Raw genomic sequence first — 23481 nt, forward strand, 5'->3', positions numbered from 1 at the left:
GCCGGGACGCGGCCGCGGCGAACGAGTCCGGTTAGGGGAAGTCAGCCGTGTCTGACGTGGTCTTCGTGCTGGTGACGGTGGTGCTGTTCGCGGCGCTCGCCCTCGTGGTGCGGGGCGTGGGGAAGCTGTGAACGCCGTCAACGCCGTCGGCCTGGTCCTGGCCGTCGGCCTGGCCGTGTTCCTGGTGGTTGCCCTGCTGTTCCCGGAGCGTTTCTGATGTCCGTGTCGACAGCCGGTGTGCTGTTCGTCCTCTCGCTCGCGGTGGCGCTGGTCGCCGTCCACAGGCCCTTCGGGGACTACCTGCACCGGGTGGTGTCCGGCGAGCGGCACTCTCGCGTCGAGCGGGCCGTCTACCGGCTGGTCGGGGTCGACCCGACGGCCGAGCAGTCCTGGGGTGTGTACGCGCGCAGCCTGCTCGCCTTCTCCGCCGTCTCGGTCCTGTTCCTGTACGCCTTCCTGCGGCTACAGAACCACCTGTGGCTCTCGCTCGGGTTCGGCCCGGTGGTCGCCCACGGCGCGTGGAACACCGCCGTGTCGTTCGTGACCAACACCAACTGGCAGTGGTACTCGGGTGAGTCGACCATGGGCCATCTGGTCCAGATGGCCGGGCTGGCGGTGCAGAACTTCGTCTCCGCCGCCGCCGGCATCGCCGTCGCCGTCGTGTTGGTCCGCGGGTTCGCCCGTCGCCGCACCGGCGACCTCGGCAACTTCTGGGTCGACCTGACCCGGATCACGCTGCGGGTCCTGCTGCCGTTCGCGGTGCTCGCCGCGATCGTGCTGATGATCGGCGGCGCGGTGCAGAACCTCTCCGCCGGCACCCACGTCAGCACACTGACCGGCGGCGGCCAGACCATCACCGGGGGGCCGGTGGCCAGCCAGGAGGCGATCAAGGACCTCGGCACCAACGGGGGCGGCTTCTACAACGCCAACAGCGCCCACCCGTTCGAGAACCCGACGTCCTGGACGAACTGGCTGGAGATCTTCCTGCTGCTGGTGATCCCGTTCAGCCTGCCCCGGGTCTTCGGCCGGATGGTCGGTCAGGTCCGGCAGGGTTACGCCGTCGTGGCCGTCATGATGGTCCTGGCCGTCGCCAGCATCACCCTGACGAACGCGTTCGAGTTGGCCGGCAACGGCACCGTGCCGCATGCGGTGGGCGCCGCGCTGGAGGGCAAGGAGGTCCGGTTCGGCGTACCGGACTCGGCCACCTTCGCCGCCGCCACCACGCTCACCTCCACCGGCTCGGTGAACTCGTTCCACGACTCGTACACCCCGCTGGGCGGCATGATGCTGATGGTCAACATGATGCTCGGCGAGGTGGCGCCCGGTGGCGTCGGCGCCGGCCTCTACGGCATGCTCGTCCTCGCCGTCATCACCGTGTTCGTCGCCGGGCTGATGGTCGGCCGGACCCCGGAGTACGTCGGCAAGAAGATCGGCTCCCGGGAGGTCAAGCTCGCGTCGCTGTTCTTCCTGGTGACCCCCGCCCTCGTGCTCGTCGGCACGGCGGCGGCCTTCGCCACGGGCAACAACGCCACCGTGCTCAACGTCAGCCCGCACGCGCTCTCCGAGGTGCTCTACGCGTTCACCTCGGCGAGCAACAACAACGGCTCGGCGTTCGCGGGCCTGGCGGTCGACACGCCGTGGTGGAACACCGCACTGGGCATCTGCATGGTGCTCGGCCGGTTCCTGCCGATCGTCTTCGTGCTCGCGCTGGCCGGCTCGCTGGCCCGCCAGCAGCCCACGCCCGCCTCCGAGGGCACCCTGCCGACCCACGGTCCGCTCTTCGTCGGGATGGTCGTCGGCGTCACGGTGGTCCTTGTCGCGCTGACCTTCCTGCCCGCACTGGCGCTCGGTCCGTTGGCCGAAGGGCTGTGACCACCATGAGAGAGAAGGGCATGACCACGTCGACGCCGGCGCCGCGCGGCACCGCCGACGCGGCGACCGCCGGCACGCCGGCCACCCACGGCGACCGCGCCGGCGGGCTGCTCGACCCCAGGCAGTTGATCCGGTCCCTCCCGGACGCCCTCGGCAAGCTCGACCCGCGCACCCTGTGGCGCAACCCGGTCATGCTGATCGTGGAGATCGGTGCGGCCTTCACCACCGTGCTCGCGGTGACCACCCCGTCGGTGTTCGCGGTCGCGATCACCGTCTGGCTGTGGCTGACGGCGCTCTTCGCCAACCTCGCCGAGGCCGTCGCCGAGGGCCGGGGCAAGGCGCAGGCGGCCACGCTGCGGAAGGCGAAGATGGACACCGTCGCCACCCGGCTGCTCGGCTGGACGCCGGGTGCCGCTCCCGACACCTACCGCACGGAGGACGTCCCGGCGGCGCGGTTGACGCGGGGCGACGTCGTCGTGGTGGCGGCCGGCCAGATCATCCCCGGTGACGGGGACGTGATCGAGGGCATCGCCAGCGTCGACGAGTCCGCCATCACCGGCGAGTCCGCCCCGGTGATCCGGGAGTCGGGCGGGGACCGCAGCGCGGTCACCGGCGGCACCAGGGTGCTCTCCGACCGGATGGTCGTGATGATCACGCAGAAGCCGGGCGAGAGCTTCATCGACCGGATGATCAACCTGGTCGAGGGGGCCAACCGGCAGAAGACCCCGAACGAGATAGCGCTGAACATCCTGCTCGCGGCGCTCACGATCGTCTTCCTGCTGGCGGTGGTCACGCTCCAGCCCCTGGCCGTCTTCTCCAAGGGCTACCAGGGCGCGGCACCGGACACGCAGGCGATCACCGATGACGGCGTCACCGGGATCGTGCTCGTGTCGCTGCTGGTCTGCCTGATCCCGACGACCATCGGGGCGCTGCTCTCGGCGATCGGCATCGCCGGCATGGACCGGCTGGTGCAGCGCAACGTCCTCGCCATGAGCGGCCGGGCCGTCGAGGCCGCCGGCGACGTCAACACGCTGCTGCTGGACAAGACCGGCACCATCACCCTCGGCAACCGGCAGGCCGCCGAGTTCGTGCCGGTCGAGGGCGTGGACCGGGCGGCCGTCGCCGACGCGGCGCAGTTGTCCAGCCTCGCCGACGAGACCCCGGAGGGACGCTCGGTCGTGGTGCTGGCGAAGAACGAGTTCGGGCTGCGCGAGCGCGAGCCTGGCCTCATTCCGCACGCCACGTTCGTGCCGTTCACCGCGCAGACCCGGATGAGTGGCGTCGACCTGACCCCACAGGACGCCGGGCCGGCGCGGCGGATCCGCAAGGGCGCCGCCGCCGCGGTGATGACGTGGGTACGCGAGAACGGCGGCCATCCCACCGAGCAGATCGGTCAGATCGTCGACGAGATCAGCGGCGTCGGCGGCACCCCGCTGGTGGTCGCCGAGCACCTCGCCGGGCAGCCGGCGCGCGCCCTCGGCGTCATCCACCTCAAGGACGTCGTCAAGGCCGGGATGCGGGAGCGTTTCGACGAGATGCGCCGGATGGGCATCCGAACCGTGATGATCACCGGTGACAATCCGCGTACCGCCCGGGCGATCGCCGACGAGGCCGGTGTGGACGACTTCCTCGCCGAGGCCACCCCGGAGGACAAGCTCGCCCTGATCAGGAAGGAGCAGGAGGGCGGCCGGCTGGTCGCGATGACCGGCGACGGCACCAACGACGCACCGGCGCTCGCCCAGGCCGACGTCGGCGTCGCCATGAACACCGGTACGTCGGCCGCGAAGGAGGCCGGCAACATGGTCGATCTCGACTCCGACCCGACCAAGCTGATCGAGATCGTGGAGATCGGCAAGCAGCTGCTGATCACGCGCGGTGCGCTGACCACCTTCTCGATCTCCAACGACATCGCGAAGTACTTCGCGATCATCCCGGCCATGTTCGCCGGCATCTACCCGAGCCTGGACACGCTCAACATCATGCGGCTGTCCACCCCGGAGTCGGCGATCCTCTCGGCGGTCATCTTCAACGCGCTCGTCATCGTCGCGCTGATCCCGCTGGCCCTACGCGGCGTCCGGTACCGCCCGGCCTCCGCCTCGAAGCTGCTCAGCCGCAACCTGCTGGTCTACGGCCTCGGCGGCCTCGTGGTGCCGTTCATCGGCATCAAACTCATCGACCTGCTCATCCAGTTCGTCCCGGGGATCTCCTGATGCGCCTTCCCAGCTGGCTCGCCCAACACCTGGCCGCCCTGCGCGCGCTGCTCGTCTTCACCGCGCTGTTCGGGCTGGCGTACCCGCTGGCCATGGTCGCGGTAGGCCGGGTGCCCGGCCTCGCCGACAACACGGGCGGCTCGCTCGTGGCGGTCGACGGCCGTGCCGTCGGCAGCGCGCTGATCGGGCAGTCCTTCACCGACGCCGACGGCAACCCCGTCCCGCGCTACTTCCAGTCCCGCCCGGCGGCGGCCGGTGACGGCTACGACCCGACCTCCACCGGCGCCAGCAACCTCGGCCCGGAGAGTGTGGTCGACACCATCGCCGCCGACCCGGCGGAGTCGACGCCGAGCCTGCTCACCCGGGTGTGCGCGCGCAGCAGGGCGGTGGGGAGACTCGACGGCGTCGACGGGCGGCGCCCGTACTGCACCACCGACGGGGTGGGGGCGGTGCTCGCCGTGTTCCGCCGCGACGGGCTGACCGGCCCGGTCACCCGGGTCGTCAGCGTCAACCAGGTCGCCCCGGCCACGCCGTTCCTCCACAGCTACCAGGGGGTGCCGGTCGAGCTGGCCCGGCCCGGTGAGGACTACGTGTCCGCCGGCGGGCTGGTCGTCCCGGTCCGGGGCGACGCCCCGGCCGAGCCCGCCGTGCCGGCCGACGCGGTCACCGCCAGCGGCAGCGGCCTCGACCCGCACATCTCCCCGGCTTACGCCCAGATCCAGGTCGCCCGCGTGGCGCGCGAGCGCGGCGCGGACCCGGCGGCGGTCCGTCGCCTGGTCCGGGAGCACACCACCGGCCGGCTGCTCGGTTTCCTGGGCTCGCCGGCGGTGAACGTGCTGGAGCTCAACCTGGCACTCGACCAGCGGTTTCCCGTTCGCTGAGGCGGCGTCCCGGGCGGATCATGACAGAGGCACCTTCGGCGAAAGAGAGGACGCGGGTGGCGCGGGGAGAGCTGCGCATCTATCTCGGGGCCGCACCCGGCGTCGGCAAGACCTACGCGATGCTCGAGGAGGCCCACCGGCGGGCCGGACGCGGCACCGACGTGGTGATCGCCTTGGTCGAAACCCACGGCCGCCCCCACACCGCCGCGATGGTCGGCGATCTGGAGCAGGTGCCCCGGAAGACGGTGACGTACCGGGGTGCCGAGTTCACCGAGATGGACCTCGACGCGCTGCTCGCCCGGCGGCCGGAGGTGGCCGTCGTCGACGAACTGGCCCACACCAACGTGCCCGGATCCCGCCACGGCAAGCGCTGGCAGGACGTCCAGGAGTTGCTCGACGCCGGCATCACCGTGCTCACCACCGTCAACATCCAGCACCTGGAGTCGCTCAACGACGTCGTCGCCCAGATCACCGGCACCACCCAGCGGGAAACCGTCCCGGACGCCGTCGTCCGCGCTGCCGAACAGGTCGAACTCGTCGACATGACGCCCGAGGCGCTGCGCCGGCGGATGGCCCACGGCAACATCTACCGCCCGGACAGGATCGACGCGGCGCTCGGCAACTACTTCCGGGTCGGCAACCTCACCGCCCTGCGTGAGCTGGCTCTGCTCTGGCTCGCCGACAAGGTCGACGACCAGCTCGACGCCTACCGCGCCCAGCAGGGCATCTCTGCCACCTGGGAGACCCGGGAACGTGTCGTCGTCGCGCTCACCGGCGGACCGGAGGGCGACACGCTGATCCGGCGTGCCGCCCGCATCGCCGACCGGAGCAAGGGCGCCGACCTGCTGGGCGTTCACGTCGCCCGCAGCGACGGCCTGGCCGGGGCCGACCCCGCCCAGCTCGCCCGACAGCGTTTGCTGGTGGAGAGCCTCGGCGGCACCTACCACCAGGTCCTCGGCACCGACGTCCCCGCCGCGCTGCTCGACTTCGCCCGCGGCGTCAACGCCACCCAGCTCGTCCTCGGCGCCAGCCGACGCGGCCGGTTCGCCCAGCTTCTCTCCCGGGGCGTCGGGGTCACCACCACCGCGCTGTCCGGTGCCATCGACGTCCACCTGGTCACCCATCCCGCGGCCGGGCGGGGCCGGCGGGCCCCGGTGCCGGCGGCGCTGTCCCGGCAGCGCCGGCTACTCGGAACCGCGCTCACCATCCTGGGCATGCCCGCCCTGACCGCGCTGCTCAGAGCCCTGCCCGACCTCACCCTCACCAGCAACATCCTGGTCTTCCTCGCCGCCGTCGTCGGGATCGCCCTGACCGGTGGGCTGTGGCCGGCGCTGCTCGCCGCGCTCGGCGGGTCGCTCCTGCTCAACTGGTTCTTCACCCCGCCCTTCCACACGCTGACCATCGCCGCGGCCGACAACCTGCTCGCCCTGGCCGTCTTCGTCGGCGTCGCCATCGCCGTCAGCGGGGTCGTCGATGTCGCCGCCCGACGTACCCGCGAAGCAGCCCGCGCCTCCGCGGATGCCCAGACCCTCGCCACCGTCGCCGGCAGCGTGCTGCGCGGCGAGCGGCCCCTGCCCGCGTTGCTGAACCGGCTGCGGGAGACCTTCGGACTGCGCGCGGTGAGCGTCCTGGAAAGCGCCGGCATGGCAGTCGGACGCCCCGACCTCGGCCGTGACGACACCATCTGGCAGGTGGTGGCCGCCGTTGGAGAGCGACCGCCGAACCGTCCGGACGAGGGTGAGACCACGGTGCCGGTCGACGACCGGCTCACCGTCGTTCTCGCCGGCCGTCCGCTGCACGCCTCCGACCGGCGCATCGTCGAGGCGTTCGCCGCCCAGGCCGCACTCGCGCTGCGCCAGGAACGCCTCGCCGCGGAAGCCGCCACCGCCCGGCCCCTCGCCGAAGCCGACCGGATGCGCACCGCCCTGCTCGCCGCCGTCAGCCACGACCTGCGCACCCCACTAGCCTCCGCCAAGGCCGCCGTCTCCAGCCTGCGCAGCCACGACGTCGAGTTCGACACGGCTGACCAGAACGAACTGCTCGCCACCGCCGACGAGTCCCTCGACCGGCTCGACCGGCTCGTGGCCAACCTGCTCGACATGAGCCGCCTGCAGGCCGGTGCCCTCGGTGTCCACCCGGTCGCCCTCGGGCTGGAGGACGTCGTACCCCGCGCGCTCGACGAACTCGGCCCGGCCGCGGCCGACGTGCCCACCGACATCCCCGCCGACCTGCCCGCCGCCAGCGCCGATCCCGGCCTGCTGGACCGGGTCCTGGTCAACATCGTCGCCAACGCCCTGCGCCACAGCCCACCAGGCCAGCCACCGACCATCACCGCCAGCGCCCATGCGGGCCAGGTCGAGCTGCGGGTCATCGACCGTGGGCCCGGCATCCCGGAAGATCAGTGGGAACACGTCTTCCAGCCGTTCCAACGACTCGGCGACCGGGACAACACCACCGGAGTCGGCCTCGGCCTCGCCCTGTCCCGTGGACTCGTCGAGGCCATGCACGGCAGCATCACTCCCGAGACCACCCCCGGTGGGGGACTCACCATGGTCCTGCGGCTGCCCGCCGCCACGCCGACCCAGCCGACGGAGGGCCCGCAGGAATGACCCGGATTCTCGTCGTCGACGACGAACCACAGATCCTGCGTGCCCTGCGCATCAACCTGCGCGCCCGCGGCTACGACGTCGACCTCGCCGCCACCGGTGCCGCCGCGCTCAAGACCGCCGCCAGCCACCCGCCCGATCTGGTCGTGCTCGACCTCGGGCTGCCGGACCTGCACGGCGTGGACGTCATCCGAGGGCTCCGTGGCTGGACCACGGTTCCGATCATCGTGCTCTCCGGACGCGCCGGCAGCGACGACAAGGTGACGGCGCTCGACGCCGGCGCCGACGACTACGTCACCAAACCCTTCGGCATCGACGAACTCCTCGCCCGGATCCGCGCCGTCACCCGTCGCCACAGCCACGACACCGAGGCACCGGGCCCGACGGCACGAATCGGCCGGCACACGGTCGACCTCGCCGCCCGCACCGTCACCCGCGACGACGGCGCGGCGGTCAGGCTGACCCCCACCCAGTGGGGCGTACTGGAACAACTGCTGCGCAACCCCGGAAAGCTGATCACCCAGCGGCAGCTGTTGCGCGATGTCTGGGGACCCGAATACCAGAACGAGACCAACTACCTACGCCAGTACCTGGCCCAACTGCGTCGCAAGCTCGAAACCGACCCCGCCCGGCCCCGTCACCTCATCACCGAACCCGGCATGGGCTACCGGTACCGACCATGAAGAGCGCCAGGACCGGTACGGCACGGTCGGATTGGCGTCACCGCGGCCGACTTTCTGGCGGTGTCGGGTTGGAACCGGCGTGACCCGGAACTTGCTCCTGGTCGTCGCCGTCCTCGGTGCCGGCGGCGGGCTCGCGTTGCTCCTGCCGGTCCGCCGCCGGCCCGTCGTCGGACCGGATCAGGACACCACCGCGGAGTCCGCGTAGGACGCCGTTGCGGAGTCCGAGCAGAACACCACGGCGGACGACGCTGGCCCACCGGCCCTGTTCCACGCCGTGGGTGGTCGCCTTCGTCGGCTCACTGCTGCTTGTCCTCGTCCGGGCGAGTGAGACCGTCGCCGGCCTGCTCGACCGGCGCGACGAGCGGACCAGCCGGATCGACGGCGACGCCACCTCCTTCGCCGTGGGCGACCGGGGTTCCTGGCGGCGATGCCGTTCGGCCGCTTCGGCCGGCCCCGGCCGTCGTCGAAGGGGCCTCGAATGAAAAAGAAAACCACTTCCGTTAGTCTGTGGGCCCGTCGTCGAAGGAGTACCTCTCGTGGCCGTACCCAAGCGGAAGACCTCCCGGTCGAACACCCGGCACCGGCGGGCGCAGTGGAAGGCGAGCGTGCCGCAGCTGACCCCGTGTCCCTGCCCGCGCAAGGAGATGGTGGTGCCGCACCGGGCCTGCGCCCACTGCGGCCTCTACAAGGGCCGCCAGGTGGTGGACCAGCCGTGACCGGCCGACTGCCGGTCACCGTGCTCTCCGGCTTTCTCGGCGCCGGCAAGACCAGCCTGCTCAACCACGTCCTGGCCAACCGGGACGGGCTGCGGGTCGCGGTGATCGTCAACGACATGAGCGAGGTCAACATCGACGCCGCGCTGGTCCGTGACGGGGGAGCGCTGTCGCGAACCGAGGAACGGCTGGTGGAGCTGACCAACGGCTGCATCTGCTGCACGCTGCGCGACGACCTGCTCGACGAGGTGGCCCGGCTGGCGCGACTGGGTCGCTTCGACTACCTGCTCATCGAGTCCAGCGGCATCTCCGAGCCGATGCCGGTGGCCGCCACGTTCGCCTTCGGCGTGGAGAACGGGCAGGTGCTCGACGACCTGGCCCGGCTGGACACCACCGTGACGGTGGTCGACGCGGCCGGACTGCTGGCCCACGTCGAGGCGGGCGAGACGCTCGAACAGCGCGGGTTGGCCGCGTACGAGGGAGACGACCGCAGCATCTCCGACCTGTTGGTCGACCAGATCGAGTTCGCCGACGTGCTGGTGATCAACAAGACCGACCTGATCACGGCGGAGGATCTGGACGTGGTGGAGGCGCTGCTGACCCGGCTCAACCCGGCGGCCCGGCAGATCCGGGCGGTGCACGGGCGGGTGCCGCCGGCGGAGATCCTGCACACCGGCCGCTTCGACCTGGAACGCGCCGAGACCGCCCCCGGTTGGGTCGCCGAACTCAACGGCGAGCATGTGCCCGAGACCGAGGAGTACGGCATCTCCAGCATCGTCTTCCGGGACCACCGGCCGTTGCACCCGCAGCGGCTGTGGGACCTGCTCAGCGGTGGCCTGGACCGTTTCGGCGTGGTGCGCTCGAAGGGCTTCCTGTGGTTGGCCAGCCGCCCCGACGTGCAGGCGCTGTGGTCGCAGGCCGGGCCGTCCGGGCGCTGCGACCCCGCCGGCGTGCCGGTCGCGGTCTCCGGCGAGTGGCCGGACGATCCCGCCGACCGGGCCGAGTTGGAGTCCCGCTGGCATCCGGTCTTCGGCGACCGCCAGCAGGAACTGGTCCTGATCGGGGTCCGGCTGGACGCCGACGGACTGCGCGCGGCGCTGGGGGACTGCCTGCTCACCGAGGCGGAGATCGCCACGGGCATGGACGGCTGGCGGGCACTGCCCGACCCGTTCCCGGAATGGGACCTCGGCGACGAGGACGAGCACCGGCACCCGGAGCCGGTCGGCGTCACGGGCCGGGGCTGAGCGGTGTCCATCCTCCTCGCGCCCGAGGACGTCGCCGGGTGGCGGCGTGACTGGGAGACGATGATGCGCCACTACCAGCCCGGCAGGGACGTCCTCGTGACAGCCGGGTTGGACGCGGTGGAGGCGCTGAGCGGCCGGCCGCCGCGGCGGGTGCTCGATGTCGGCGGCGGACCGGGCACCACCGCCGACGCCGTCCTCGCCCGCTGGCCCGGCGCACAGGTCACCGTGCTCGACGTCGACCCGGTGCTGCTGGCACTCGCCGACGCCGCGCTGCCGAGCGGCGTCCGCACGGTGTCCGCGGACATCGACTCCCCGGACTGGACGGCGTTCGCCGGTGACCCGTTCGACCTGGTGCTGACCATCATGACCGCGCACTACCTGCCGGAACAGCGGCTACGGGACTGGTACGCCGAGGTGCACCGGGTGTTGCGCCCGGACGGGCTGCTCCTGGTGGCCGACCCCATCCCCAACGACGCACCGGCGCGGGCGACGGCAGTGCGGCGGCAGCGGCAGGACAGCGCCGAGGATCCGTGGGCGGACTGGTGGCGTCAGCTCGCCGGGCACCCTGAGCTGGAGCCGCTGCTGCGCCGACGGGCCACCATCCTGGCCGGGCTGACCAGCGCGGAGTTCGTGGCGCCGGCCCACTGGCATGGTGAGGCCGCGTCCCGGGCGGGCTTCGGTCCCGCCGTGACGCTCTGGCGGGACGGCGACCACGCGCTGCTGGCCCTGCCTGCGTCCGGAGGTGTGCCGTGATCGGTTCCTCGTCAGCCTGATGCGTCCGTCGGATCGGCGGCGGGACTGACCGAGTCCCGCCGGCCGCCGGGTGGCGCGCACGCCGGTGGCCGGCAGACGTGCCTCCTCCACCGGCGGCGCGTCATTGGTCATCGCAGGTCAGCCGTGCCGACGCAGCGGGGCGTACGGGCCGAACGGTCGATGCCCACCACGGTCATCGTGACTGCTGCGGCCCGCGTCGGGCGTACTTGGCGCGGAACTTCTCCACCCGGCCCTCGGTGTCGAGCAGGCGCTGTTTTCCGGTCCAGAAGGGGTGGCTGGCCGAGGAGATCTGCACGTCGATCACGGGGTACGTGTTGCCGTCGGCCTATTCGGTGGTCTGGTCGCTGGTGGCGGTGGAGCGGGTGAGGAAGGCGAAGTCGGCGGCACGGTCGCGGTAGACGACGGGCCGGTAGGTGGGGTGGATGCCGGGCTTCACGTGGGTTCTCCTCCGGTGGTGGTCGGTTCCAGGCCGGCGAGCGGGAAGCAGCCGGCGAACGGGTCGTGGTAGGTGCGCCAGATGTCCTCGCCGTCGGCGAGTTCGGCGTCGGTGAGCAGGCAGCGGGCGAGGGCGCGGTGCACGTCGGCGGGGTCGAGGTCCAGGCCGATGAAGACGAGGTGCTGATGACGGTCCCCGTAGTAGGGATCCCAGTCCAGGGCGGCGGCGAGCCGCCGGTGGTCGGAGACGTCGTCCCAGTGCGGATCGGGGAGGGCCGCCAGCCAGCGGCCGAGGGAGCCGAGGCCGAGGCCGCCGCCGGCGAACTCCCAGGCGATCACCGTCTCGGGCTGGCTGGCCAGCCACAGGTGGCCCCGGGAGCGGACGACGTCGGCGTTGACCTCTTCGAGGACGTCGTGCAGTCGGTGGGGATGGAAGGGCCGGCGCGCGCGGAAGACCACCGAAACCACGCCGCAGTCCGGGTGGGGCTCGTGTACCCCGAGGGAGTAGCCCTCCAGGCCGCGGGCCAGCACGCCGGGGGTTTCGGGGCGGTGCCGGTTGGTGCCGCGTAGCCGGCGGGTCAGTTCGCCGGCGTCGACGTGGTCGTCCTGGACGCGGACCAGGGTCGCCCAGGGCGTCATCCGTTCCAGCAGTACCGCGAGGCGGCTGGTGTCGTACTCGCCGTCGGGGGAGTCTCCCCAGAGGACCAGGGTGTCGGCGTACTCGATCTGCCGGACGACGACGTCGGCGAGGGCGCGGTTGTCGTTGTCGGCGGCCTGTATGCCGAGGGTCTGGAGGTCGTCGGTGCTGGCGAGGCCGTCGAGCAGGTGCTCGGCGGCCACGACGGTGACGTAGGAGTCGATTCGCAGCAGGTCGGCGAGGGCCGCGCCGTCGACGAGGCAGTGCGCGCAGGCGGCGGCGACGGCCTCGGGTTCGACCACCTCGGGCAGCATCAGCAGCAGGTCCCGGCCGGGGTGGGCGCGGGCGAGTCGGGCGAGGGTGGGCAGCACATCCTCCCGCAGCGTGCAGGAGACGCAGCCGTGCGCCAGCGTGATCCGCTCGTCCTCCAGCAGACCCGCGCCGTCGCGGACCACCCGGTGCACGGTGCCCTCGCGCACCTCGGCGAGGTCGTGGCGGACCAGCAGCAGCGCCGGGTCGGCGGCGAGGAGCGCGCGGGCGACGGCGTACGTGGCGGCCGGCCAGAAGCCGCTGAGCACGGTCAGCGACGGGCGGGTGTCGGCCGTCGGGGCTCCGGCGTCGGCCGGTGCGAGCGGTGACGTCGACATCACAGTCCTCTCGACTTAGTTGAAAACGGTTGTCATTATATGCACGTCGTGGGGAGGGTCGGCACGTGGGCTTCTCGGGGTGACGGCGTGCGGGGGTGGAGGGTGTTCGCCGGCACCGTCCGGGCGGAGGCCCGTCCGTGACCCCGCCGGAAGACTCCCTGACTGGCCGTGTAGAAACGAAAACGATTGTCGTTATGGTCAAGGCTCGTTGAGAAGGAGTAACCGTGTCCCGACGTTGTGACGTCACCGGTGCGAAGCCGAGCTTCGGCAACGCCGTGTCCCACTCCCACCGGCGCACCCGCCGCCGGTGGAACCCGAATGTGCAGAGCCACCGCTACTGGCTGCCCTCAGAGCGGCGGTGGATCCGGCTGACGCTGACCGCCAAGGCGCTGAAAACCGTAAACCGCAAGGGCATCGAGAAGGTCGTGGCCGAGCTGCGCGCCCGTGGGGTGACCCTCTGATGGCCCGGCAGACCGACGTCCGCCCGATCGTGCGGCTGCGCAGCACCGCCGGCACCGGCTACACCTACGTCACCCGCAAGAACCGCCGCAACGACCCTGACCGGCTGGTGCTGCGCAAGTACGACCCGGTCGTGCGGCGGCACGTCGAGTTCCGCGAGGCACGCTGACATGGCCCGCAAGAGTCTGGGCAACCGGCAGGCCCGCCGAGCCGAACTGGTCGCCCGGCACGCCGGACGCCGCGCCGAACTGAAGCGGACCGTCGCCCGGGCGGACACCGATCCGGCCGTCCGCGACGACGCCGTCCGCCAACTGGCTCGCCTGCCGCGGGACTCCAGCCCGGTGCGGCTGCGCAACCGGGACATGGTCGACGGGCGGCCACGCGGGGTGCTGAGTCGCTTCGGGTTGTCCCGGGTGCGGTTCCGCGAGATGGCGCTGCGCGGGGAACTCCCCGGCATTCGGAAGGCGTCCTGGTGAGCCGGCGGCGACGGCCGGCGGTGAAGCCCGGCAGGTAGCCGTCCGGTTGATCATCAGATAGTTGAAATCCGTTACCATTACCAGGATTCGCCGAGGTGGGGGGTGCCTCTGGGGGGCGGATTCGGCCGGCGTGGCTCCCACACCCGTGGGGTGCCGCGCCGGCCGGTGCCCGTTGGCGCGGAAACGACGCTGCTGGCGGTCAGCGACCGCCGACGTCCTCGCCGCCGGTGCGGCCGAGGGAGTGTGCTGCCGTGCTGCCGTCGTGGTGGTCGGCGTGGAAGAGCGCCTCGGTCAGCAGCCGCTGCACGTGTACGTCGGCGGCCGAGTAGTAGACGAACGTCCCCTCCCGCCGGCCGCGCACCAGCCCGGCGAGACGCAGCTTCGCCAGGTGCTGGCTCACCGCGGTCGGTGCCGCGCCGACCAGTTCGGCCAGGCAGGCGACCGAGGACTCGCCCTGTAACAGCGCCCAGAGGATCTTGATGCGGGTCGGGTCGGCGAGCAGCCGGAACCCTTCGGCGGCGAGCTGGACCTGCTCGTCGTGCGGCATGCGGAAATCCGGCAACGACGTGTGCACGCCCCTACTCTACCGATCGCCCACTCCATGCCTGTCCTACTGCATACGAAGATGTGCAGATATGCTGCCTGCTGTGACGATGACCCGGGAAGCCACCCGAGCGCCCTCGGCGGCCGCGACGCCGGCCAAGCCACTCGCCCACCGCCTCTGGACCCTGCCCGAGGTGCGGTGGGCCGTCGCGGCCCTGGTGCTGTTCGCCCTCGGCGGCACCGCGCAGCTGGCCGGCGCCCCCGCGCCGCTGTGGTGGACGCTCTACCTCGCCTGCTACGCGGCGGGCGGCTGGGAACCCGCACTGTCCGGTCTGCGGGCGCTGCGCGAACGCACCCTGGACGTCGACCTGCTGATGATCGTCGCGGCGCTCGGTGCCGCCGGGATCGGGCAGGTCTTCGACGGGGCGCTGCTGATCGTCATCTTCGCCACCTCCGGGGCGCTGGAGGCGTTCGCGACCGCACGGACCGCCGAGTCCGTCCGAGCGTTGCTCGACCTGAACCCCGACCGGGCCACCCGAATCGGCCCGGACGGCAACGAGGAGACGGTGGATCCGGCGCTGTTGCGCGTCGGGGACCTGATCCTGGTACGCCCCGGTGAGCGCATCGGCGCCGACGCCGTGGTCGTCGACGGGACGAGCGAGGTCGACCAGGCGAGCATCACCGGTGAGCCGCTACCGGTGGACCGGCAGACCGGTGACGAGATCTTTGCCGGAACCGTCAACGGCACCGGGGCGCTGATGGCCAGGGTGCACCGCCCCGCCGCAGAGACGGTGCTCGCCCGGATCGTCGCCCAGGTCGAGCAGGCCTCCGCCACCAAGGCAGGCACCCAGCTGTTCATCGAGAAGGTCGAGCAGCGCTACTCGATGGGCGTCGTGGTGGCCACGCTCGCCCTGTTCACCGTGCCGCTGCTGCTCGGAGCCGCGCTACAGCCCACCCTGCTGCGGGCGATGACCTTCATGATCGTGGCGTCTCCCTGCGCGGTGGTGCTGGCCACCATGCCGCCGCTGCTGTCCGCGATCGCCCTCGCCGGCCGCCACGGCGTACTGGTCAGGTCCGCGGTGGTGATGGAGCGCCTCGCCGACGTCGACGCCGTCGCCTTCGACAAGACCGGCACCCTCACCGAGGGCACCCCCGTGGTCACGGCGGTCCACCCGACCGGCCCGACCCACGACGAGGACACGCTGCTGCGCCTGGCCGCTGCGGCGGAGCTGCCCAGCGAGCATCCACTCGGCGCGGCGGTGACCGCCGAGGCCCGGCGCCGGGAGCTCACGCTCCCCGCCCCGCGCGACTTCACGGCCACCCCGGGTGTCGGGGTCGTGGCCACGGTCGACGGTCACCGGGTACGGGTCGGCAACCCCACCCTGCTCGACGCGTTGCCCACGTCGCCAGGGCAGGACCGGATCAACGCCGCCGTCCAGGCGGCCCAGACTGGCGGGCGTACCGCCGTGGTTGTCGTGGTCGACGACGCGCCGGCCGGCGTCCTCACCCTCACCGACCGGGTACGCGCGGACGCCGCGCACACCGTGGCCACCCTGGGCACGTTGACCGGCCGCCCCCCGGAACTGCTCACCGGTGACAACGCCGCAGCCGCCGGGCGTCTCGCCGACGACCTGGGTATCCGCACCGTCCATGCTGGACTGCTGCCCGCCGACAAGGTCGACCGCGTCCGCGCCCTGCAACTCGACGGACGGCGGGTGCTGCTGGTCGGTGACGGGATCAACGACGCACCGGCCCTCGCAGCCGCCGACGCCGGCGTCGCCATGGGCCGGCGCGGCGCGGACCTCGCCCTGCAGACCGCCGACGCGGTGCTGATCCGCGACGACCTCACCGCTCTGCCGGCGGTGCTCGCGCTCGCCCGCAGAGCCCGGCGGATCGTGGTGGCGAACCTCGTGATCGCAGGCACGTTCATCACCGTGCTGGTCACCTGGGACATCCTCGGTCACCTCCCGTTGCCGCTGGGAGTCGCCGGCCACGAGGGCTCCACCGTCATCGTGGGCCTCAACGGTTTGCGTCTGCTGCGTACCGCCGCCTGGCGCCGCGCCCGCGACGGTCGCTGAGTCGACCCGCCGAGCTGCCCCCCGCCTGCCGATCCGCCGCGCTCATCGCTGTGCTTCCTCGGTACGAAAGTGGTGCGGTGCCTGCCGGTGACCGGGAAGCTGGTCGGCCAGCAGGCCCGCGAGGGGTTGCCGGTCGCGCAGGCGGTCGAAGGCGCCGTCGGCGACGACGCGGCCGGCGTCGAGCATCACGACCCGGTCGGCGCGCATGATGGTGGAGAGCCGGTGGGCGACCACCAGGGTCGCCCGTTCGCCCCGGGTCGCGTCGAGGGCTCGGGTGAGGTCGTGCTCGGTGCGGGCGTCGAGGTTCGCCACGGCCTCGTCGAGGATGAGCACCGGCGCTTCGGTGAGCAGCGCCCGGGCGACGGCGACCCGGGCCCGCTGGCCGCCGGACAGGCTGGCCCCCCGCTCCCCGACCATGCTGTGCAGTCCGTCCGGCAGCCCGTCGGCGAACGCGCTGACCTGCGCGACGTCGGCGGCCCGTCGCACCTCGGCATCGGTGGCGTCCGGCCGGCCCAGGCGGATGTTGTCGGCGATCGACGCGGGGAAGAGATGCACGTCCTGGGACACGACGGTGACGGTGCGCCGGAGGTCGGCGTCGCCGAGGTCCCGCAGATCCACGCCGCCGACGGTGATCCGCCCGGCGGTGGGGTCGGCGAAGCGTTGCAGCAGGTGGACGCAGGTGGACTTGCCGACGCCGGAGGCGCCCACCAGGGCGACGGTCTCGCCAGGACGCACGGTGAACGAGACGCCCCGCAGAACGGGCCGCCCCCGCCGGTAGCCGAAACGCACGTCGTCGAAGACCACTGCGCCGCCAGCGGGGGCGGCAACAGGCGCGGCCGGGCCGGTGACCACCGCCGGGGCGCGCAGCAGCGTGTCGATGCGGCCGGCGGCGGCGCGCAACGTGCCGGCCTGCTTCAGCAGCAGCGCGACCTGGGCGGCCGGCCCGAGCACGGTCCCGGCGAGGACGACCGCGACGGGCCCGAGTCCCGGGTCGAGGCGCTCGGCGCGAACACCGTCGACCACCACGAGCAGCGCGCCGACCCCGGCCACCGCCAGCAGCGCGTCGATGAGCGCCGTCTCCAGACCCGCCCGGGCGGCGTTGACCCGCTGCGCCCGGCCGAGCTGCCGGGTCCGCGCGGCCAGGTGCGCACGCCGCCGGTCGAGCGCTCCGAAGGCGGTCAGTTCCCTGAGGCCCTGCACGGTGTCGACGACGTCGGCGGTCAGCTCGGCGGTCGCCTCCCGAACCCGGGCGCCGTGCCGGTCGGCGTGGCGGCGCAGCAGCCAGGGCACCACCGTGACCAGGGCAGCCAGCGGCAACACCACGGTGGGAAGCCACGGGTCGATCGCCGCCGCGAGCAGTGTGCCGGCGGCCAGGACGACGGTGGCGGTGAGCAGCTGAGCGATCGTGTGGGCGAAGAGCCATTCCAGGGTCTCCACGTCGGACAGCGCGACGGTGGTGAGGTCACCGGAGCGGCGGCCGGCCAGCCCGCCGGGGGCGAGCCGGGTGATCGCGTCGTAGACCCGCAGCCGCAGGTCGGCCAGGACCCGGTAGGCCAGGTCGTGGGAGACGAGCATCTCCCACCAGGTGGCCGCCGCGACCACCACCACCAGCCCGCCGAGCACGGCGACGACGGCCGTGACCGGAGCGTGAGCGGCGGTCACGGCGCGACCGAGCAGCCACGCGCCGAGCACGGCCGCGGTGACGGCGGCGAGCTGCCCGACGAGGTTCGCCGCCAGGGTCGCCCAGAACGCCCCGGAGTGCCCGGCGACCGCCGGCAGCAGCCGCCGCAGTGCGCCCGGCCGCGGGCCGCCGCTTGCGGACTCCGCGCCGGCTGCGGGCGGCGTGCCGGTGGAGCACACGTCGGAGGCGTGATCCGTCGTGACCATCAGGCCACCTCCTGCGCGGTGATCAGGTCGGCGTACGGGCCCGTGGTGCGCAGCAGTTCCTCATGGCTGCCGGCGGCGATGATCCGCCCGTCCTGCATCACCGCGACCCGGTCGGCGTGCCGGACGCCGGCCAGGCGGTGCGCGATGACCAGGCAGGTACGCCCGCGCGCGGCGGCGGCGAGCCCGGCCAGAACCCTGGCCTCCTGCGGTCTGTCCAGGTGGGAGGTGGCCTCGTCGAGGACGAGCACCGGGGTGTCGGCGAGCAGCGCGCGGGCGATGGCCAGCCGCTGCCGCTGCCCGCCCGAGAGGGCGGCGCCACGTTCGCCGACCGGGGTCGCGTACCCGTGCGGCAGGGCGGCGACGAAGTCGTGCGCGCCGGCGGCGCGGGCGGCGGCCGCAAGGTCGGCGTCGGAGGCGTCCGGGCGGGCCAGGCGCAGGTTGTCCGCCACCGTGCCGTGGAACAGGTACGTCTCCTGCGCGACCACCGTGATCGTCCGGTGCAGCGCCTCGCGGGTGAGGTCGCGCAGGTCGACGCCGTCGACGGTGATCCGACCGATGTCCGGGTCGAGGTGCCGGAGCAGCAGGTTGGCCAGGGTCGACTTGCCGGCGCCCGACCGGCCGACCACGGCAACCGTCTCTCCGGGGGCCAGCCGCAGTGTCACGTCCCGTACCGCCGGGGTGGGCCGGTCGGGGTAGCGGTAGCTGACGCCGTGGAAGTCGACGGCCGGGCCAGCGGTGAACCGGCGCTGCACGCGGCCGGTGTGCACGACCGGGGCCGGCGCGGTGAGCAGGTGGGTGAGGCCGTCGACGGCGGTGACGCCGAGGTAGCCGGCGTGCCAGTGGGCACCCAGGTCGCGGACCGGCCGGAAGCACTCCACCGAGACGAGCAGCACCAGGAACACCGCGGCGGCGTCGGCGCGGCCACTGGTCGCGGCCACGGCCGCGGCGACGGCCGCCGCGGCGAGCCCGGCCTGGACCAGCAGGGCGCTCACGCCGCTCTCGACCAGCGACAGGCGGAGCTGCGCCATGGTGGTGGCGTGCAGGTCCCGGCTGCGCGCCTCGATCCGGTCCCGCATCCGGCCGACCGCGCCGAAGGCCCGCAGGGTCGCCGCCCCGTGCAGGGTGTCGAGGAAATCGGCGGCGAGGGCGGTGAAGGCCGCCCACCTGCCCCGGCCCCGCCGCAACAGGGTGGCGTCCCACACCCGGGGCACGGTCAGCACCAGCAGCACCGCGGCGCCGAGCAGGGCCGCCGCCACCGGTTCGACGGTGGCCAGCCACGCCACCAGCGCGGTCGGGACGGTCACCGTGACCAGCACCTGCGGGACGTACCGGCTGTAGTAGGCGTCCAGCCCTTCCACCCCGTCGACCAGGGTGGCCTGTGTGCGCCCGGTGCGCGAACCGGTCAGCCAGGCCGGACCCAGCTCGGCCAACCGCACCACCAACCGGTCGCGCAGCCGGGCCCGGATCCGCGCCCCCGCCGTCGCGGTGGCCACCTCCCGCCACCACAGCAGCACCGCCCGGGTCACGATCGCCGCGAGCACCCCGGCCAACAGTGGTGGAGCGGCGTCCAGGTCGCGTCGGGCCACCGCCGCCAGCGCCGCGGCGAGCAGCAGCGCCTGACCGACGTACGCGGCCGAAACCGCCACCCCGAGCGCCGCGCAGCCGACGATCTGCCCCGCGACGGCCCCGCCCAGCCGTACCAGCTCCCGATGGACGATCACGTCGTCTCCAGCGGGCTGTCCGCCAGCGCCCGGACCGCGCCGGTGTGCGCGTCGGTGACAACCCGGCCGCGTACGCCGAAAACCTCGGCGAGCAGGCTCGGGGTGACCACCTCGGCCGGTGGCCCGTCCGCGGCGACCCGGCCACCGGCGAGCGCCACCACACGGTCGGTGAAGCGGGCGGCGTGGTCCAGCTCGTGCAGAACCGCCACCACCGTCAGGCCCCGCTCACCGTGCAGCCGACGGACCAGCGACAGCACCTCCAACTGGTGCCGTACGTCGAGAAAGGTGGTCGGCTCGTCGAGCAGCAGCACCGGGGTCTGCTGCGCCAGCGCGAGCGCCAGGCGGACCCGCTGCCGTTCGCCGCCGCTGAGCGTGTCCACCCTACGCCCGGCCAGCCCGGCCACGCCCGCCGCGTGCAGCGCGCCGGACGACTCGGCGTCGTCCGGGCGCCACAGCATGCCCAATGGACCGCGATGCGGGTAGCGGCCCTGGGCCACCAGCTGGCGGACCGTCATCCCCGGCATCGGCGGCAGCTGCTGGTGCAGCACCGCCACCTGCCGTGCCACGTCGCGGCGGCGCATCGCGTGCGCCGGTCGGCCGTGCAGCAGCACCCGCCCGCGCTCCGGCCGGTCCAGCCCGGCGAGCAGCCGCAGCAGGGTGGACTTGCCGCACCCGTTGCGCCCGACCAGCGCCACGCACTCGCCGGGGCGGACGACCAGGGACACCCCGTCGAGCACCGGCTGGTCCCGGTACCGGTACCGGACCTCCTCCGCCACGAACACCGGTTGGGTCACGACACCTCCACATGTGACGACCTGCGCGCCACGACGACCAACGCCACCGCCCCGACCAGCGCGGTCACCGCGCCCGCCGGTACCCCCAGCCGCTGCGCGGCCGGCCCGGACTGCACCAGGACCGTCAACACCTGCGCCAGCGCGTCCGCGCCCGCGACCGCCGTCGCGCCGACCAGCGCGGCGGCCGGCAGCGCCCGACGCAGGTCCGACCCGCACATCGCCCGGGCGACGTGCGGCACCACCAGCCCGACGAAGGCCAGCGTGCCGGCCAGCGCGACCGCGCCGGCAGCCAGCGCCACGGCCAGGGCGAGGGCGACCGCCCGGGTCGGGCGGGGTGGCACACCGAGCGCGGCGGCGTGCCCGTCCCCGGCGGCCAGCACCCCCAGCGCGGCCGAGCACAGCCAGGCCAGCACCAGTGCGGTCGCCAACCACGGCCACGCCGTCTGCACGTGCGCCCAGACCCGCCCGTCGACCGAGCCGACGAGCCACCGCAACGCGTTGCCGAACCGGCTGGGCTGGTACGCCAGCAGCAGCGTGGTCACGCCGGCCAACGCCGCCGACCCGAGCAACCCGTACGCCGCCACCTCCACCGGCGAGCCGTGTCGGGCCAGCAACCACATCAGCGCGCCGCCGCAGGCGCCGCCGGTCAGCGCCGCGAGCAGTGCGCCCGCCGCTGAGTCCGCGGGCACCAGACCGAGCTGCATGCCGGCGAGCACACCAAGCACCGCCCCCGGGTTCACCCCGGTCAGCTCCGGCGCCGCCAGCGGATTACGCAGCACGGCCTGCAACAGCAGCCCGGCCGCGCCCAGCCCGGCACCGGCGAGCAGCGCGGTGGTCAGCCGGGGCAGCCGCAGCTCGATCAGGATCCGCTGCTCCAACGGGTCCAGGTGCGGCCAGTCGACGCCGCGGCCGACCGCCAGTTCCGCGGCCGCCGCCACCAGCAGCGCCACCACCGCCCAGCGCCACCTCACGACGTGCTCCGGCGGGCCAGCATGACCAACCCGGCCACGATGCCCACGGCGGCGGTCCACGCGCCGAGCGGGGTCTCCGCCGGGGCGAAGACGTGCCGGGCGGCGAGGTCGGCGACCGTCGTGAAGAGCGCGCCGAACACCACCGCCCAGGGGAGCAGGAGCCGCGCGTCCGCAGCCGGGCGCAGCCACCGGGCGGCGTGCGGCGCGACGAAACCGATCCAGGCGATCGGGCCGCACGGCCCCACCACCACGGCGACCAGGACGGCGGCGAGCCCCAGCACGGCGACCCGCGCCCGGCCGACGTGCAGCCCCACGGCCGCAGCCGCCTCGTCACCCAGGCGCAGTACGCCCAGCGCGGGCAACGCCAGCACGGTCAGCGGCGCGCAGCCCAACAGCCAGGGCAGGGAGAGCCCGACGTGGTCCCAGGTGATGCCCGTCAGGCTGCCCACCAGGTAGCGGAACAACGTGTCGTACTGGAGCCGGTCGGCGGCGGCCATCACGGCCAGCAGCACCGCCTGCAACGCCGTCGACACCGCCGCGCCGATCAGCAGCACCGCGCCCGGGCCCCGGCCCGCGCCGGCGGCCGCCAGGCAGACCGCACCACCGCACACCGCCCCGACCAGCGCGACCAGGGGCTGAAGCGCCGCCGGGACCGGCAGGGCCCAGACCACCATGACCGCCGCGGCCAACGCGCCGCCGGTGGACACCCCCAGCAGTTCCGGCACGGCCAGCGGATTGCGTAGCGCCGCCTGCATCAGGAGCCCGGCGGCCCCGACGGCCGCGCCACCCGACAGCGCGAGCAGCAGCCGTGGCAGGCGCAACTCCCACAGCACCACCCGCGCCACCTCGGCTTCGGCGGGCAGGCCCAGCGCCAGGGTCAGCCCGACCGCGCCCGCCAGGGCGGCCACCAGGGTCAGCGACGCCGGCCAGCGCGGCGCGGGTCGGGCCGTCGCCGCCTCCAGCGAGGTCACGCGGTGGCCTTGGCGACCGCCTCGTCCAGGATCAGACCCAGCGCCCGGGTGCCCCGGCCCGAGGCCCACAGCTCCGCCGGCACCTCGTACGCCCGGCCCTCACGCACAGCCGTAATCCGTTTCCACACCGGGTTCTCCGCGTACTGGGCGGACACCGTTTTCGCGTCCGGGCCGAACGTGAACGACTGGACGAACACGATGTCCGGGTCGCGGGTCAGGATCTCCTCCACGCTGTACGCCTGCGCGTTGTCGAAACCGCCGCCCCTGTTCGGCCAGGGGTAGTCGAACACCTGCGACAGCAGGTGCCCGAGCAGGTCGTCGGAGGTGTTGACGCCGATCGAGGTGCCGCCGTACATCGCCAGCGCGGTCGTCCTGTCCAGCCCACGCGCGGTCGCCGTTGCGCGGGCGGCGGCGAGGCGGTCCCGGAACCTCTGCTCGGCCGCCACCTGCTGGGCGCCCCGGTCGGTCAGCGTGGCGACGTCACGCAGGTATCGCACCGAGTCCTCGTACGTCTTCACCTCGACCAGCCACAGCGGCGCGAACTTCTCGACCGCCGGACGGAGCTGGTCGTGCACGCCGGCCAAACCCATGACCAGATCCGGCTTCGCCGTCGCGATCGCCGCCACGTCCTCGTTGCCGAACGTCCCGGGCAGCGCCGGCACCGCCTTACCCGCCTCGCCGAGGTAGTCGGGGCGGACGACGAGCTTCGGGGTTCTGGTCGCTGTCGGTGTCAGGCCCAACTCCACCAGCGCGTCGTCACACAACCCGGTCAGGCAGACGATCCGCTCCGGCTTCGACCGGAGGCTGATCGTCTGCCCTCGCACGTCCGTCACGGTCAGGCTGTGCGACATCGGTTCGACCGGTGGTGCGGCCGGCGCC

The 23481-nt window shown here is 73.2% G+C and carries 23 protein-coding genes and 1 pseudogene; 15 read left to right on the forward strand and 9 right to left on the reverse strand.

Annotation, left to right across the window (positions count from 1 at the left end; all coding sequences use genetic code 11):
- Positions 1-127: 127 nt before the first annotated feature.
- The 11 genes from kdpF to E1193_RS07510 all read left to right on the forward strand — a co-directional run bounded on the left by kdpF (position 128) and on the right by E1193_RS07510 (position 10962).
- Complete coding sequence (gene kdpF, locus E1193_RS07465) at positions 128-217, forward strand: K(+)-transporting ATPase subunit F (protein WP_132181531.1); 90 nt, start codon at positions 128-130, stop codon at positions 215-217.
- The gene (gene kdpA / locus E1193_RS07470) at positions 217-1872 is read left to right on the forward strand and encodes a potassium-transporting ATPase subunit KdpA (RefSeq protein ID WP_132181533.1); all 1656 of its coding nucleotides are present in this window, start codon (positions 217-219) and stop codon (positions 1870-1872) included. Before kdpF ends, kdpA begins: the two co-directional genes overlap by 1 nt.
- Before the next feature lie 20 nt (positions 1873-1892).
- Positions 1893-4082, forward strand: coding sequence for a potassium-transporting ATPase subunit KdpB (gene kdpB / locus E1193_RS07475; protein ID WP_132181535.1), 2190 nt, complete (start codon positions 1893-1895; stop codon positions 4080-4082).
- Complete coding sequence (locus E1193_RS07480; protein ID WP_132181537.1) at positions 4082-4963, forward strand: potassium-transporting ATPase subunit C; 882 nt, start codon at positions 4082-4084, stop codon at positions 4961-4963. The genes kdpB and E1193_RS07480 overlap by 1 nt, the downstream gene beginning before the upstream one ends.
- 56 nt (positions 4964-5019) lie before the next feature.
- A complete protein-coding gene (locus E1193_RS07485; RefSeq protein ID WP_132181539.1) occupies positions 5020-7572 on the forward strand; it encodes a DUF4118 domain-containing protein in 2553 nt (850 codons plus the stop codon).
- Positions 7569-8252 carry a response regulator gene (locus tag E1193_RS07490; RefSeq protein ID WP_132181541.1) on the forward strand — a complete coding sequence of 228 codons (684 nt, stop codon included), beginning with the start codon at positions 7569-7571 and terminating at the stop codon, positions 8250-8252. Before E1193_RS07485 ends, E1193_RS07490 begins: the two co-directional genes overlap by 4 nt.
- A gap of 79 nt (positions 8253-8331) precedes the next feature.
- The gene (locus E1193_RS33710; protein ID WP_279433306.1) at positions 8332-8457 is read left to right on the forward strand and encodes a hypothetical protein; all 126 of its coding nucleotides are present in this window, start codon (positions 8332-8334) and stop codon (positions 8455-8457) included.
- 73 nt (positions 8458-8530) lie between these two features.
- Complete coding sequence (locus E1193_RS07495; RefSeq protein ID WP_132181543.1) at positions 8531-8734, forward strand: hypothetical protein; 204 nt, start codon at positions 8531-8533, stop codon at positions 8732-8734.
- 54 nt (positions 8735-8788) lie between these two features.
- A complete protein-coding gene (gene rpmF, locus E1193_RS07500) occupies positions 8789-8968 on the forward strand; it encodes a 50S ribosomal protein L32 (protein WP_132181545.1) in 180 nt (59 codons plus the stop codon).
- The gene (locus E1193_RS07505; protein ID WP_132181548.1) at positions 8965-10209 is read left to right on the forward strand and encodes a GTP-binding protein; all 1245 of its coding nucleotides are present in this window, start codon (positions 8965-8967) and stop codon (positions 10207-10209) included. The genes rpmF and E1193_RS07505 overlap by 4 nt, the downstream gene beginning before the upstream one ends.
- A 3-nt stretch (positions 10210-10212) precedes the next feature.
- Positions 10213-10962, forward strand: coding sequence for a class I SAM-dependent methyltransferase (locus E1193_RS07510; RefSeq protein ID WP_243707370.1), 750 nt, complete (start codon positions 10213-10215; stop codon positions 10960-10962).
- 193 nt (positions 10963-11155) lie between these two features.
- Here the strand turns inward: E1193_RS07510 and E1193_RS07515 are convergent.
- Positions 11156-11419, reverse strand: a pseudogene (locus E1193_RS07515) (type B 50S ribosomal protein L31).
- Positions 11416-12705, reverse strand: a complete 1290-nt coding sequence (locus E1193_RS07520) for a GTP-binding protein (RefSeq protein WP_207922610.1) — start codon at positions 12703-12705, stop codon at positions 11416-11418. The pseudogene E1193_RS07515 and the gene E1193_RS07520 overlap by 4 nt, the downstream one beginning before the upstream one ends.
- 221 nt (positions 12706-12926) lie before the next feature.
- Here E1193_RS07520 and rpmB point away from each other — a divergent pair, with 221 nt between their 5' ends.
- The 3 genes from rpmB to rpsN are packed head-to-tail and all read left to right on the forward strand — an operon-like array spanning position 12927 to position 13637.
- Positions 12927-13163: a 50S ribosomal protein L28 gene (rpmB, locus tag E1193_RS07525; protein WP_132181552.1), complete on the forward strand. Its 237-nt coding sequence runs from the start codon at positions 12927-12929 to the stop codon at positions 13161-13163.
- A complete protein-coding gene (rpmG, locus tag E1193_RS07530; RefSeq protein WP_013287204.1) occupies positions 13163-13330 on the forward strand; it encodes a 50S ribosomal protein L33 in 168 nt (55 codons plus the stop codon). Before rpmB ends, rpmG begins: the two co-directional genes overlap by 1 nt.
- Before the next feature lies 1 nt (position 13331).
- Positions 13332-13637, forward strand: coding sequence for a 30S ribosomal protein S14 (gene rpsN, locus E1193_RS07535; protein ID WP_132181554.1), 306 nt, complete (start codon positions 13332-13334; stop codon positions 13635-13637).
- Positions 13638-13836: 199 nt separating this feature from the next.
- Here the strand turns inward: rpsN and E1193_RS07540 are convergent, their stop codons facing one another.
- Positions 13837-14184: a metalloregulator ArsR/SmtB family transcription factor gene (locus E1193_RS07540; RefSeq protein WP_347877016.1), complete on the reverse strand. Its 348-nt coding sequence runs from the start codon at positions 14182-14184 to the stop codon at positions 13837-13839.
- Between the two features lie 106 nt (positions 14185-14290).
- Between E1193_RS07540 and E1193_RS07545 the strand changes: the two genes are divergently transcribed.
- A complete protein-coding gene (locus tag E1193_RS07545; protein WP_132181574.1) occupies positions 14291-16258 on the forward strand; it encodes a heavy metal translocating P-type ATPase in 1968 nt (655 codons plus the stop codon).
- A 42-nt stretch (positions 16259-16300) separates the two neighbouring features.
- On the opposite strand, the gene cydC is transcribed toward E1193_RS07545, so the two are convergent.
- The 6 genes from cydC to E1193_RS07575 form a co-directional block, all read right to left on the reverse strand.
- Entirely contained in the window at positions 16301-18145 is a 1845-nt protein-coding gene (gene cydC, locus E1193_RS07550; RefSeq protein ID WP_132181556.1) for a thiol reductant ABC exporter subunit CydC, read from the reverse strand.
- A complete protein-coding gene (locus E1193_RS07555) occupies positions 18145-19866 on the reverse strand; it encodes an ATP-binding cassette domain-containing protein (RefSeq protein ID WP_207922612.1) in 1722 nt (573 codons plus the stop codon). The genes cydC and E1193_RS07555 overlap by 1 nt, the downstream gene beginning before the upstream one ends.
- On the reverse strand, positions 19863-20660 hold the full coding sequence (locus E1193_RS07560) for an ABC transporter ATP-binding protein (RefSeq protein WP_132181558.1): 798 nt from the start codon (positions 20658-20660) through the stop codon (positions 19863-19865). Before E1193_RS07560 ends, E1193_RS07555 begins: the two co-directional genes overlap by 4 nt.
- Positions 20657-21631: an iron chelate uptake ABC transporter family permease subunit gene (locus tag E1193_RS07565; RefSeq protein WP_132181560.1), complete on the reverse strand. Its 975-nt coding sequence runs from the start codon at positions 21629-21631 to the stop codon at positions 20657-20659. Before E1193_RS07565 ends, E1193_RS07560 begins: the two co-directional genes overlap by 4 nt.
- On the reverse strand, positions 21628-22602 hold the full coding sequence (locus tag E1193_RS07570) for an iron ABC transporter permease (protein ID WP_132181562.1): 975 nt from the start codon (positions 22600-22602) through the stop codon (positions 21628-21630). The genes E1193_RS07565 and E1193_RS07570 overlap by 4 nt, the downstream gene beginning before the upstream one ends.
- The coding region (locus E1193_RS07575; protein ID WP_207922613.1) for an ABC transporter substrate-binding protein at positions 22599-23481 on the reverse strand (883 nt) is incomplete at its 5' end. The genes E1193_RS07570 and E1193_RS07575, both read right to left, overlap by 4 nt.

The sequence above is a fragment of the Micromonospora sp. KC606 genome (genome assembly GCF_004348675.1).
Lineage (GTDB): Bacteria > Actinomycetota > Actinomycetes > Mycobacteriales > Micromonosporaceae > Micromonospora.